At 53.2% G+C, this 12,708-nt stretch carries 14 protein-coding genes and 4 pseudogenes; 9 read left to right on the top strand and 9 right to left on the bottom strand.

Features of this window, described 5'->3' with window-relative positions; genetic code table 11:
* From GKAS_RS25145 to ubiA, 6 genes and pseudogenes are all read left to right on the top strand, one after another.
* A pseudogene (locus GKAS_RS25145) lies at nt 1-460 on the top strand (hypothetical protein); the annotation flags it as partial.
* 14 nt (nt 461-474) lie between these two features.
* On the top strand, nt 475-987 hold the full coding sequence (locus GKAS_RS19770) for a DsbA family protein (RefSeq protein WP_309473744.1): 513 nt from the start codon (nt 475-477) through the stop codon (nt 985-987).
* A 7-nt stretch (nt 988-994) separates the two neighbouring features.
* Entirely contained in the window at nt 995-1,234 is a 240-nt protein-coding gene (locus tag GKAS_RS25490; protein ID WP_309473743.1) for a thioredoxin domain-containing protein, read from the top strand.
* A 98-nt stretch (nt 1,235-1,332) separates the two neighbouring features.
* Nucleotides 1,333-1,875, top strand: a complete 543-nt coding sequence (locus tag GKAS_RS19765) for a phospholipase D family nuclease (RefSeq protein WP_035896708.1) — start codon at nt 1,333-1,335, stop codon at nt 1,873-1,875.
* A gap of 549 nt (nt 1,876-2,424) precedes the next feature.
* Complete coding sequence (repA, locus tag GKAS_RS19760) at nt 2,425-3,282, top strand: plasmid replication initiator RepA (protein ID WP_227675000.1); 858 nt, start codon at nt 2,425-2,427, stop codon at nt 3,280-3,282.
* Nucleotides 3,283-4,369: 1,087 nt separating this feature from the next.
* Nucleotides 4,370-5,284, top strand: coding sequence for a 4-hydroxybenzoate octaprenyltransferase (gene ubiA, locus GKAS_RS19755; RefSeq protein WP_035896705.1), 915 nt, complete (start codon nt 4,370-4,372; stop codon nt 5,282-5,284).
* A 171-nt stretch (nt 5,285-5,455) separates the two neighbouring features.
* On the opposite strand, the gene GKAS_RS25370 is transcribed toward ubiA, so the two are convergent.
* From GKAS_RS25370 to GKAS_RS24215, 3 genes are all read right to left on the bottom strand, one after another.
* Nucleotides 5,456-5,680: a hypothetical protein gene (locus GKAS_RS25370; RefSeq protein WP_035896703.1), complete on the bottom strand. Its 225-nt coding sequence runs from the start codon at nt 5,678-5,680 to the stop codon at nt 5,456-5,458.
* Nucleotides 5,681-6,199: 519 nt separating this feature from the next.
* A protein-coding gene (locus tag GKAS_RS19745) for an IS1 family transposase (RefSeq protein WP_246870753.1) occupies nt 6,200-6,897 on the bottom strand; the annotation gives its coding sequence in 2 pieces (ribosomal slippage) (nt 6,200-6,648 and nt 6,648-6,897; 699 coding nt in all).
* A 255-nt stretch (nt 6,898-7,152) separates the two neighbouring features.
* Nucleotides 7,153-7,299: a hypothetical protein gene (locus tag GKAS_RS24215; RefSeq protein WP_227675002.1), complete on the bottom strand. Its 147-nt coding sequence runs from the start codon at nt 7,297-7,299 to the stop codon at nt 7,153-7,155.
* 574 nt (nt 7,300-7,873) lie between these two features.
* Between GKAS_RS24215 and GKAS_RS19740 the strand changes: the two genes are divergently transcribed.
* A complete protein-coding gene (locus GKAS_RS19740; RefSeq protein WP_035896700.1) occupies nt 7,874-8,140 on the top strand; it encodes a type II toxin-antitoxin system TacA family antitoxin in 267 nt (88 codons plus the stop codon).
* Nucleotides 8,128-8,610 (top strand): GNAT family N-acetyltransferase, encoded by a 483-nt coding sequence (locus GKAS_RS19735; RefSeq protein WP_035896699.1) that lies wholly within the window; start codon nt 8,128-8,130, stop codon nt 8,608-8,610. Before GKAS_RS19740 ends, GKAS_RS19735 begins: the two co-directional genes overlap by 13 nt.
* 157 nt (nt 8,611-8,767) lie before the next feature.
* On the opposite strand, the pseudogene GKAS_RS24625 reads toward GKAS_RS19735, so the two are convergent.
* Nucleotides 8,768-9,954, bottom strand: a pseudogene (locus GKAS_RS24625) (IS3 family transposase); the annotation flags it as partial.
* On the opposite strand from GKAS_RS24625, the gene GKAS_RS25455 reads away from it, so the two are divergent.
* Nucleotides 9,954-10,085, top strand: coding sequence for a hypothetical protein (locus tag GKAS_RS25455; protein ID WP_256025477.1), 132 nt, complete (start codon nt 9,954-9,956; stop codon nt 10,083-10,085). The pseudogene GKAS_RS24625 and the gene GKAS_RS25455 overlap by 1 nt on opposite strands.
* Nucleotides 10,086-10,109: 24 nt before the next feature.
* On the opposite strand, the gene GKAS_RS19720 is transcribed toward GKAS_RS25455, so the two are convergent.
* The 5 genes and pseudogenes from GKAS_RS19720 to GKAS_RS19705 all read right to left on the bottom strand — a co-directional run.
* A complete protein-coding gene (locus tag GKAS_RS19720; protein WP_051910814.1) occupies nt 10,110-11,072 on the bottom strand; it encodes a zinc metalloprotease HtpX in 963 nt (320 codons plus the stop codon).
* Complete coding sequence (locus GKAS_RS19715) at nt 11,059-11,547, bottom strand: phosphate-starvation-inducible PsiE family protein (protein ID WP_035896696.1); 489 nt, start codon at nt 11,545-11,547, stop codon at nt 11,059-11,061. Before GKAS_RS19715 ends, GKAS_RS19720 begins: the two co-directional genes overlap by 14 nt.
* A gap of 114 nt (nt 11,548-11,661) precedes the next feature.
* Nucleotides 11,662-11,808 (bottom strand): annotated as a pseudogene (locus tag GKAS_RS25365) (phosphate-starvation-inducible PsiE family protein); the annotation flags it as partial.
* Nucleotides 11,809-12,045: 237 nt separating this feature from the next.
* On the bottom strand, nt 12,046-12,243 hold the full coding sequence (locus GKAS_RS19710) for a hypothetical protein (RefSeq protein ID WP_035896695.1): 198 nt from the start codon (nt 12,241-12,243) through the stop codon (nt 12,046-12,048).
* A pseudogene (locus GKAS_RS19705) lies at nt 12,243-12,708 on the bottom strand (Clp protease ClpC); the annotation flags it as partial. The pseudogene GKAS_RS19705 and the gene GKAS_RS19710, both read right to left, overlap by 1 nt.

Raw genomic sequence — 12,708 nt, 5'->3', positions numbered from 1 at the left:
CATACAGGCTAGTCTTGCACATGAGCGGTCAGAAGCTGCTGCATTGCAGGATGCTATTGCCCAGATTAACCCAGAAAAACGTAGTGAGGAGACTAAAGAAGCCGCTATTCCAGATGCTCTGTTGCGGCTTCCGGAGGAACAGCAGCCGTACCTACCAAAAATCAGTAACGAAAAATCAGACTTGGCCACCATCACTGACAAAATCCGTATCGATCCAGAGGGGGCTTCGGTGAATACCGATGAGCTTCGCGCAGTACGTAAAGCTGGTATGGGGATGGATAACCTGCCAGTAACGGGAGAACAGCAAGTGAACGACAGACAGGTTGCAGCACGAATTGCCGGCGATTTGGCGGAAAGGGATGCCGTAGAAAGGGCCAGAACGATGCCAGAGCGTGAGCAGGGACGCATGCCAGAGCATGATGAACAAACACACACCCGCAATATCCAGAAAGAACGCTAACAACAGGATTCTCCATGAAAAAAACGTCAATAATTGCATTAATAGTTACAACATACATATGCTTTTCAGCTACTGCCACAGCAGCTAAAGCGCCAGTATTTACGCCAGAGCAAGAGGCAAGGATCGGAGAAATAGCCGGTGATTATCTGCTTGCGCACCCAGAGATCCTGGTCCAAGTGTCACAAAAACTGCAGGTTCAGCAACGCGAAAAACAACAGCAGGTCTATGCAATGAAGGTGATGGACAAACTCAAGCAACTGACCGCTGATCCCGATACGCCTGTGATTGGACCAGCGGATGCCCGTGTTGCCGTGATCGAGTTTTTTGATTACCAGTGCGTGCACTGCAGTAATCTGGCGCCAACGATAGAGAAGCTCATGAAGCAACGCGCGGATGTGCAGTACATCTTCAAAGAGTGGCCGATCTTCGGGGGCCGCTGGGAAAATTCAGCGCTGGCCGCAAACCGCGGCCTGGCTATCTGGAATGCCGCGGGGGCGGAAGCGTACCTATCGCACAGGGCATATTGAAGGAGACTTGACGGCCTCCGACATCGAGAAAGCGACAAAACCAGCTCTTCTTTCTGCGGTTAAAACCAAAGATATGTCTGCCGCGCTGGAACGTAATGATTCACTGGCCCAGGCACTGGGGCTGACCGGTACACCTGGCCTGATAGTTCTCCCGCTGAAAAATGCAACGCCGGCAAAGATCACTGTTATTCCGGGAGCCGTGGGCGCGGAGCAGCTGATGGCCGCAATTGATAAGGCTGGTCGTTAAATCCCCCTGCCGGCGGCGCGCTGCGCCGTTGTCCAACGCCAAAGGCAGGGAAAAGCAAGTTTCCCCCGCCTGTGGCGTTCCGAAAAAAGGAATTCACCATGTTTAACGTTGACGTTCGGTACCTGCGACCCTTATTCGTTGCGGGTTTATTCTGTGTCTCGCTGAAGTTGAATGCCTCACCTGTAGTCGATGTCGGTTTTTCTCCAGAAGGTACCGCGCAGCAGCTGGTGATACAGACGCTTAAAAGCGCCGGCAGTAACATTCGACTGATGGGGTACACGTTTACTTCGCCTGAGATTGTCAGGGAACTGGTCACGGCAAAACGAAGAGGAATCGATGTACGGGTGGTTCTCGATGATGAAGGGAATAGGGGGCGCGGAAGCCAGGCTGCCATTAATACGCTACTCAATGCCGGTATTCCTCTACGAACTGTCTCCACTTTCAGGATAATGCACGATAAGGCGATCATCGTGGATAACAAAACCGTGAGCACGGGTTCGTTCAACTACACTCGCTCTGCAGCAAGATACAATTCAGAAAATGTCATTGTCATACGGGATTTCCCATCACTGGCTCAAAAATATCTTGAGCACTGGCAGTCAAGATGGAGCGCAGGGCAGGACCAACACCTCTCGTACTAGATCTTCGTTTCTCCAGGTACACACCGCCATAATGTACTCTTCGTAGTTGCAGTCCTTCTTTTTACAGCCGATCCAGCTCACAGGAATTTTGATCCACACAAAAAATTCAGATCCAACCGATTATTTCTGCACCGGCCCTGCTGGAATTCAGACGTACAACACGGTAGACTCGGAATCCTCTGTGTGGCCTTGTGGTGGGGCTTCGCACTGAAAGTATTATGCTTTTTTCTTAACTAAAATTGAGGTGGCCATAAAACTGGCGCTTCGGTTCAGCCTTGTGGTGAGGTTCAGCAGTTGAGAGAGAAGAAAAATTCCATCGTTAGATGCGGACTGATGGAAAAAGGACTCAGGATTGGACGTATCCGTAAATCGTCCGGGAGAGGGGCAAGCCCGTTATGGCGGCCCTGAATGCACAAACCCCCCGATACCTGTCACATCTTGGCGGAAGTTCAGGTATCGAGGGGTCCAAAAGCAGGCGCATAGCCTGTGAAGGATTATAACGCATGCAATACAGAAAACAATATCCGGCCGCCATAAGTTCAGGGCCGGGTGAATAAAACTAACACCATCTCACGTCAATGCTATGTTGTGAATCCGATGCCGGCATTCTGCCGCCCGGTTTATCATAAACATAAGCTACCCGCATATAACCGTCGACTGCTTGGACTCCTTGAGAAGCGCGATGTTTCCCGTTGGGAAGGTTTTTACTTTTATGACGCATTCCATCATAAAACGAACAAACTTCTCGTGCGTAAACGCCATTTCAACCGGCATCGTGCCCGGGCAATGAACGCATTGGTCCAGGGGATGGTTTACCATCTCAATATCATTAGTGGTACGGTTCCTGTCAGTTTCACGACGCTTGCCCAGGAGTCCGGACTAGCCACGAAGTCTGCCGCCGGCAATGAGTCGATCACACGCGCGACGCGCGCTGCTCATGATTTAGCGGCATTTGGGCTCATCACCTATAAACTGCTCTGGGATAAAGTCACCCGGCAGTTCTTCCCCGCGGATATCGAAGTGACCGATCGCTTCTTTGATATGGTTGGTTCAACAACTCAAGCCTGGGTTAATGCTCGCAATCAGCAGCTCGCCTGGGTTAACCAGGGGCTGGCCAGTAAAGGCGAAAAACCACTCACGCTAACCGAGGCGCGCCGCCGGCAAAAGGAAAAGCTGGTTGAAGTCGCATGGCAAAAGCGCAAGAACGAGCGCAACATTCGCCAGCAGCAAAAAATGGCCACACTGACAGCTCGGCATGAGGAACCAGATTTACGCCACATGATTTCCTGTCAGATACAGTTGGAAATGAGCCAGGGACAGCATCAGGGGCTTTCTCTTGCCGATTTCCGCAAGCTGGTGAATAAGCGTATCGCCTGGATTAAAGCCGTCGCCCGACAGCGAGAATAAGCCTGTTTTTTTAATTATCCGCTTAGTTGCGGAGGCTTTGTCACGTCTGCCGTTCCGGGTTGCTCATAATTTCAACAAACATCCCTCCCACTTTCTCCTCGAAAGCCAAAATTCACTGTGGCCACGATAGTTACTCACGTTTCTATGCAAGTGGAATCGAAAATAAAATGCAATCATAATGCTGAATGCATGGTGACTTTGTTTTTACTTCTCTACAGAAAAAAAGAACTTAAGAGCTAACGCTCTGTGGATGACTTCGCTTGCAGTGGCCAAGGCCACGCCGCTCAGAATAGAAGTGCCTCCCGTCTGTCGACGGGCGCTGTCGCACGCAGATCTGGTAGTTTAATGCCTTCCCACCACTGGAACGCCCCCGCCCCGGCCCAAAGGGCCGGAACAGCGCCGTTTTTGATGATGGATGTTGTAACTAGCATTGAGCCACATGTCTTTAATCGCTGAAATATCGAGGAACACGCTCGTAAGCGCCCCTATGGGCCGCTAACGCGGAGATACGCCCCGGCGGCGGCAAAGCCTTGCCGTGACCACTCCGACCGCGCACAAAACGATTCATGGCGCTGGAAGCGGGTTTAGGCTTAGCAGCTACCGTGTTAAATCAAGCTATTTCGTCTGTAATTTCGTAGCAACGCCCCCGTAGCTTGCCTGCGGCTGCGCACTCGCAGTACCGCGCGCCAGGCCACAAGTGGCCAGCCGTTCCCGGTCGCAAGCGACCGGCGCTAACTGCGCCCCCCCGGGGAGGCTTGGTTAGGACAGTTTTTTCTGGAAGTTCATTGAGGTCTGGCAGGGTGGGGGATGGGATTGGTGAAACCTATCAATACGTACCGGCTTCGCCGGGCATCGGCGATTCAGCTATTCACCCTTATTTTACACCTGAATATCGCCTTTTATGCCCTTCGGGCATGACTGACTGGCTGCGCACTTCTTGCCAGTCTAAAAAATTAACTGCAATATGGTCCGCTATGAGCGAGGAGCGGACATTCCGCCAGTGCACTTGAATGAAATCGTATGAGATTGGAAGCAGTAAACTATTGCATGTACAGTAACAGCTTTACGTCTACAAGGTATTAACAGTATGACTTCTCCAGGCTCTCCTGATTTGAGCGACATTAAACACGACGACTGGGTCGATCGTTGGTTTTCCCCTGTCTTCAGGCCTTACCTCAGACTGGCGCGTGTCGATCGCCCTGTAGGTATCTGGCTGGTATTATTCCCGTGTGTGGCAGCTTTGTTTCAGGCTTCGAACGGATGGCCTGCACTGAAAGAAACGCTTGTTTTTTGCCTAGGCGCTTTTCTGATGAGAAGCGCCGGCTCGACAGTCAATGATATTGCAGATCGTAACTTTGATGCGCATGTGGAAAGAACCCGTTACCGTCCTTTGGCAAGCGGACAGATTTCAACACGTAAAGCCCTGTTTTTCTTTGTATCGCAGTTGTTATGTGCCGCATCATTGCTGTATTTCCTGTCACCATTTACACGCATTTTTGCTTTGGCTGTCGTGCCGCTGGTTATCATTTACCCTTTCTGCAAGCGATTTACCTACTGGCCTCAGGCCGTTCTTGGCGCTGCTTTCAACTGGGGCATGCTGATGGCATGGGCAGAGATTCAGGGAGAAATACCTTTCGCCGCGGTTTTAATTTGGCTGGGCGCGGTAGCATGGCAGATCGGGTATGACACTGTCTATGCCTACGTTGATGCAAAAGATGATGTACGGATAGGCATTCGATCGACAGCGTTACTGTTTGGCCAGCACGGAAAAAGCATCATAATGTTTTTCTATGCGGCTACCGTTCTGCTGTGGACATATGGCGGCTGGCTAATGCACATGAAACTCCCTTATGCCTTCTTCATGATGTTGATCACGGTGCATCTGTTCTGGCAGACCTGGCGCCTTGATTTAAAGCAGCCTTCTCTCAGCTTCAATCTTTTTCTTCATAACATTCTTACAGGCGTTTTGCTCGCGGTTGCTGCAATCGCTGGCACAACCTGAAAACTAAGGATAGCAGGCTAAGCTGAACTCACCTTTGATGTATGACGTGTTTGCCTGCTTCTCATAACAATGATGTCTGCTTCTGGCACTCAGGTGACCTACATAACGGCAATCACCGATGCTCAACTGTACAGTAAGATGTTTTTGTCCAGTTATACCTGCCTGTGGCATTTATCTCAGTAATACCTGAATCAGCTGAACGAAGATATACACTGTCGCTGCCACTTGTATAGTCCGGAACCCCCATCTGAGATAGCGCCATTCATAGCGTTCTCTGGCATCAGCTGCTTCAATAGCGGGGTCAGAATATTTTCTTTTCCTGGCCCTGAATTCATCGATTACCCACAGGATGAGAATAAAGATAATGATGGTTTTCTGAAGGATGGGATTATCCACAAAGAGTGACTCCGGCCTGCCCGCTGATACAAGCAGAATAGATGAACCACCTTCACGTAGCCACCACTAAATGTAGGGGTGATATTCGTTTTCGTTCTGGTGGATTTTGCGGTGATTCTGTCCATGGCAGTTTGCTCCCCTGCTATCTGACCGGCAGCGATGAGCGAAGAGCGGACATTCCGCAAGTGAAATTGAATAAAATCATATGACATTGGAAGCAGTACGCTAATGAATGTACAGTCACTACTTTCGTCTATAAGGTATTAACAGCATGACTACTTCAGGCTCTCCTGATTTGAGTGACATTAAACACGACGACTGGGTCGATCGTTGGTTTTCACCCGTCTTCAGGCCTTACCTCAGGCTGGCACGCGTTGATCGCCCTGTAGGTATCTGGCTGGTATTATTCCCGTGTGTGGCAACTCTGTTTCAGGCTTCGAACGGATGGCCTCCCCTGAAAGAAACACTTATTTTTTGTGTCGGTGCTTTTCTGATGAGAAGCGCGGTAATGACTCCAACTTATTGATAGTGTTTTATGTTCAGATAATGCCCGATGACTTTGTCATGCAGCTCCACCGATTTTGAGAACGACAGTGACTTCCGTCCCAGCCGTGCCAGGTGCTGCCTCAGATTCAGGTTATGCCGCTCAATTCGCTGCGTATATCGCTTGCTGATTACGTGCAGCTTTCCCTTCAGGCGGGATTCATACAGCGGCCAGCCATCCGTCATCCATATCACCACGTCAAAGGGTGACAGCAGGCTCATAAGACGCCCCAGCGTCGCCAGAGTGCGTTCACCGAATACGTGCGCAACAACCGTCTTCCGGAGCCTGTCATACGCGTAAAACAGCCAGCGCTGGCGCGATTTAGCCCCGACGTAGCCCCACTGTTCGTCCATTTCCGCGCAGACGATGACGTCACTGCCCGGCTGTACGCGCGAGGTTACCGACTGCGGCCTGAGTTTTTTAAGTGACGTAAAATCGTGTTGAGGCCAACGCCCATAATGCGTGCACTGGCGCGACATCCAACGCCATTCATGGCCATATCAATGATTTTCTGGTGCGTGCCGGGCTGAGAGGCGGTGTATGTGAACTGTAACTGCCATGTTTTACGGCAGTGAGAGCAGAGATAGCGCTGATGTCCGGCAGTGCTTTTGCCGTTACGCACCACCCCGTCAGTAGCTGAACAGGAGGGACAGCTGATAGAAACAGAAGCCACTGGAGCACCTCAAAAACACCATCATACACTAAATCAGTAAGTTGGCAGCATCACCTGGCGTAGCTTTGTTTTCACCTGCGGGCCATTGCAATTTATAAGTGCTTCACGGATAAGGTCTGGAATTGAATGTCAGTCAGTTACAACGGGCGCGGGCTAAGAGACATATTATCATCGGCCACGATGTTACCTGAACTACCTGACCCGCCCCCTTCCTTGCGGAAAGAGGCTTTTCACAATACCAGGACTTAGCGGGGTTCATGAACGGTCTTCTGCAGGACGTGAGGCGGTCCCGTTTGCTTTTCTCATCGCCAGGCTGTACTGCCAGGTGGAAACCAGACAGACCAGTAAAACCGGTATCATCATCAGACCCAGAAGCTTCCATCCCAGTAAAGCCAGTATCACGCCCGCTCCGGATGTGGCTATCGCGGAGAAAACAAAACGGCTGGGCTACGCCCGCCGATGGCGTTCCAGACAGAGGATATCGACTGGCTGGTAGGAGCGCTTGATAAAGTACTGATGGCTTGCACGGCGAATAAACAGCAAAGCTGACGTTCTGGAAAAACACTGAGGTCAAAGCCACGCTGGGCGCGGCTGGAACATCTTACTCCGCAGCTTAAACTGGTCGCTATCCAGATTTTGCTGAATCAGATTGACTGTGAAACGGCCGGAAAAAAACTGGCAGAATTAATAGAGCAATTCGAGTTTGATATCACCGCTGCCGAACTGTCAGCGTATCTTTTTAAACCGGGCCATGCCTGACGGCTTACCCGGTAGCGATAATAGTGGAGACCGACGGAGGACTTCACTTTGGCCGCGGGATCAGCGTCCTGCGGATGGTTTTCATCAGAAGTTTATTGATGCAAGTAACTGATATTTAACATTAAATGCGTTGTTGGCACTTTGATGTGTATATCATTTGCTATACATTCGTGTTGTGTTATTCTTGTATATCAATTGCTATACAAGAGAGGTGTGTATGAAATCAGATGTTCAACTCAACCTAAGAGCTAAAGAGTCTCAGAGGGCACTCATCGATGCCGCTGCAGAAATCCTTCATAAATCGCGAACCGACTTCATTCTTGAGATGGCCTGCAAGGCTGCGGAGAACGTGATCCTTGATCGTCGTGTTTTCAATTTTAACGACGAACAGTATGCAGAGTTCATCGATATGCTCGATGCACCAGTCGAGGATGAGCCTCCCATTAATAAACTACTGGCAAGGAAACCTCAGTGGGATGTATAACTGCGCCCGAGCCGTTATCCAGCGCCCATCAACTGGCAGAGTTCGTCAGTGGGGAAACGGTACTCGATGAATGGTTAAAACAGAGAGGTTTAAAAAATCAAGCTCTTGGCGCTGCACGAACTTTCGTTGTTTGCAAGACGGGTACGAAGCAAGTAGCTGGTTTTTACTCTTTGGCCACCGGTAGCGTTAACCATACGGAAGCGACAGGCAGTCTTCGGCGTAACATGCCAGATCCTATACCGGTGATTATACTCGCTCGCCTGGCGGTAGATGTTTCATTGCACGGAAAAGGGGTTGGCGCCGATTTACTTCACGATGCGGTTCTACGCTGTTATCGCGTAGCTGAGAATATTGGCGTTCGTGCGATAATGGTTCACGCGCTTACTGAAGAAGCCAAAGGTTTCTATGCTTACCATGGATTTAAGGCATCGCAAACTCATGAGCGGACTCTGTTCCTTAAACTTCCATGACTAGTTACTGGAGTGGGGAGGTGACTGATACCGACATAATATATTGATTATCATATTATTTATTTCAATATTTAACATAATCTTTGTTATGCGCACCTGTATTGTAACTCCCATATTCTAATGTCACTTTTGGGGCTGCGGATGTTTTCCTGGACTGTTATGTTGTGATCCCAAGATGCTGCCGGTACTTCACAGGACTCATTGCACCTAATGATAGCTTGATACGTTTCTCGTTATACCAGCGTATGTACCTGTCCAGGAAGCAGATAAATTTTTCCAGCGTGATACCCGCCCAGTCTCTGCCATAGAACATTTCGTTTTTGATACGCCCGAAGAAGCCTTCACACGCAGCATTATCCGACGAGCATCCTTTGCGCGACATGGACCTTATAAGTCCGGAGGTGTTGATACGCTCGAGCCAGCCCGGCCACCGGTAATGGCCACCACGATCGCTGTGTATCACTGGTTTATCATGTTCGTTGAGCGTATCGAGTGCGTCATCGAGCATCGTATTCACCAGCGTCGCGTCCGGGCGTGTTCCTATCGACCAGCTTACAACATGGCCATCAAAGCAGTCGATAACCGGCGACAGATAGACTTTTCCAGCCGGAAGCTGGAACTCCGTAATATCGGTCAGCCACTTCTCATTTGGCCTGCAGGAGCTAAAATCCCGGGCGAGTAAATTTTCCGGTGCCGGGCCGATTTCGCCACAGTAAGAGTTGTATCGTCGTCGCCTGGTGCGCTTGACAACGAGCTGCTCTTCTGCCATCAGTCTGCGGACAACCTTTTCAGAAATAACCCTGTTGTTACCGCGAAGCATCGCGTGAAGGCGCCGATAGCCGTAACAGCGGTAATTCTCCTCAAAGATATCGGCCATGATCACGCGTATTTCCGCATACTTATCGTACAGACGTTTTGGTAAAAATAACAGCTGCGGGCAAGTTGTAGAACGCTTAGCAACTCAGCAACGGGGTACTTTTTCTTAAGGGCATCAACTATCAGGGTTTTCTCCCTGTTTTTCAGTTTCAGAAAGCTGACGCCCAGATCTTTTTTTATCAGTTCATTCGCCTTTGTCAGTATGTCACGTTCGAGCTGCAGCTGATGAACCTGCTTCCTGAGACGCTGGATTTCACCGAGTAAAGCATCCTGATTTTTATCCTGAGGGGCTGACTTTCGTTTGCGCATGGATTGATAAGCCTCGTCACTGATAAGGTCTTTCTTCCATTTGTACAGGACCGGGACGCTGACGCCTATGCTTTGTGCAACTTTACGCGCGGTTCCACGTCGGTTACAGAGCTCCCGGACGGCCTGAGACCTCTCTTCCGGGCTGGAGCATTTGTTTCGTGGGGACTGAACCAGGCTTCGATGGCGGGCAGGAACTGCCACAGCAGCATGAGTGCGGCGATGCAGCCAGTGATGACGAGCCAGCGCCGGATGAATCGATCCGGCGCCGGGCGGCTGTAGGGGTCGGGTAGGTCACGTCATTCTCCATGTTGAAATCAGCGCCAAAGGCCGCCAGTGCGCCAGCGTGGCGGACGTGGTGATACGGTCACTTCGGGGTCGTAACGGGCCGATGGAAACGGCGGCATCGCGGGCGGCGGAGCAAGTTCCAGCAAGCGCTCAATGCGTTCAGCCGTCGCTGGATGCGTGCGCAACCAGGAGGGTTCCGGATTGCCCCATCCGGGCAGCAGCCAGGCGCGCCAGGAGCGGCTCACCCGCTCGATCTTGGCGAGCGCTGAGGCCAGCCCGTGCGGGTCGCCGGTCAATTCGGCAGCGAGCCGGTCGGCGTCGAATTCGCGCACCCTGGACAAGCCCAACTGAGCCAGCAAGGCCAGCTGTGGCGCGACCGCAAGTAGAAGCAACGCGGGCCAATTGACTTCCGTGACTCCAAGCAAGAGCGTTGGCAAGCTGAGCACGATCGCAAGCTGCCCCAACAAGGCCAGAAGATGGGTGAGCCGGCTGATGGAATCGGCCAAGCCCATGACACGCAAATCCTCGTTCGCAATATGCGCGATTTCGTGGCCGAGCACGCCGGTCAACTCGCGGGGCGTGAGGCTACGCAGCAGGCCGTCGGTCAGCGCGATGGCCGCGTGATGCTTCGAACCGGTGGCGAAGGCGTTGACGACCCCGCTGGGCACGTAGTGCGGTACCGGCACGGTAGGCAGCCCGGCCCGCGCCGCCAGTTCGCGCAACACAGCCCAAAGATCGGGCGCTTCATCCGGGTGCAAGGGGCGTGCGCCATACAGCCGCAAGGTCAGCCCGGAGGCGGCCGCCGGTTCAAGCAGCAGGGTGAACCCCGCAGCCGCAAGCGCCAGCCAAAGCCCGCCGTCACCCAACAGCAGGCTGCCAGCGACGGCGGCAATTCCGAGCAGGGTCAGCACCAACAGCACGGTTTGCAGGCGATTGTGCCAGCGATGCCGCGCGCCGACATTCTGCGCGTGGCGCAGATCACGACTGATCATCTGAGCTTTCCCCGGCTGTCCGGTCATCGCGCTCGCGCAGCAGCCAGTAAGTCGCCCCGAGGGCCAGTGTCGCGCCTGCAAGCGCCGCGACCTTGGCGGGGCCGGTCTCCGGGTCGAGGATCACGAATTTACGCGCCAGGGCGATCAGCCCGATCAGGATCACCGTCTTGACCTGGATGATGCTGTCGCGCCGCAAGGCCACCCTCACGATGGAATGCTTGAACTCCATGGCAATGAGCAGCGTCATGATCATGCCGAACACGGTCTGGAAGACCTTGTGATCGAGCGGATTGAATGCATCAATGATCAGCAGGCTGAAGACGATCGAGATCAGCTGCAGCAGCGAGACCACGATGATAACGGCAATGATTGCGGACAGCGCGAGCGCGATCGCCTGTTCAAAGCGCTCGTAGAACGTCATCACTGCCCATTGGGCGCGAAATGTTTTGATCGGGTCTGCTTGCTTTTCCTTCATCGCCACTCCTCTCAATTCTGAAATACTTGTGCGCCCACAACTTGGTTGCACCCTTGTCTTTTTTGCCTGGTAGAGCGCGCTGTCCGCCTGCAGCATCACCTGCTCGACAGAGTGCAAACGGGGGTCAAGGAGAGCCACCCCCATGCTGGCGCTATAGCTGATCGACACCTCTCCACACACCACCGCTGTCGCCGCAGTGTCCTGACGAAATCGCTCCGCCCATACTTGGGCGCCTTCTATCGATGCCGCTTCCAACAACACAGCGAATTCCTCCCCCCAATCCGGGCAGCCATGTCGGTTGCGCGAACATGTTCCCTCAACCGTGAAGCAAAGGGGTCGGTGATCACCATACGCAGCAACTGCTGCTCTATTTCCTTGCGAGAAGAGATGTCGAACAGAGTACCGACTATCAGTTGCCTGCCCGCGTCACCCAGCCATGGGCCTTGTTCCTCGAAAGTCGAGTTGCCAGAGGAGCAGGTGAACAGATGGGCCGCGCCGTCACGCGAACGGATGGCCAGCGAGCGGGAGGGCAGTGCCGCCGCTGATGAGCAGTCCCCACGGCGTGGCCGACTGCGGATCACGCTTGTAGACGCCCGCGTGACCTGCGGCCACGACCGCCACCGCGATCGAGGCCAGGGAGGCTGCCCATGCCAGTGCCAGGCCGATGGGGTCGGACACGGCAGCCTCGCCCGCCATCAAGATGCGTCGCTCGCCTTCGCGGCATCCGGCTGCTCCGGCTCGGCCGGGGTCTGCGGTGGCTCTTTGCGTTCGAACACCACGCGTTCGGCCTTGTCGTCCCAGCGTGCGCTGACGTGATCGCCCTTGCCGATGCCGCCGCCGAGCATCTCGCGCGCCAGCGCAGTTTCCAGCTCGCTGCGGATCAGGCGCTTGAGTTCACGCGCACCGAACTCGGGCTTGTAGCCTTCTTCCGCGAAATGGTCGATCAGCGTCTGATCGAAAGTGAGTGTCACGCCCTGGCTGGCGGCGCTGCGCGCCACGCGATCGAGCTGCAGGCCGACGATGTGGCGGATCTCCTCCTTGCCCAGCGCATGGAAGACGATGATCTCGTCGATGCGGTTGAGGAACTCGGGCCGGAAATGGCCGCGCAGCACGTCCATGACTCCGGCCTTGGTCTTTTCGTACTCCTCGCCGGCCGCCCCG

This window comes from Kluyvera ascorbata ATCC 33433, from assembly GCF_000735365.1.
GTDB lineage: Bacteria > Pseudomonadota > Gammaproteobacteria > Enterobacterales > Enterobacteriaceae > Kluyvera > Kluyvera ascorbata.
Note: the sequence above shows the minus strand (reverse complement) of the source record. Positions and strands in the feature narration are given on the sequence as shown.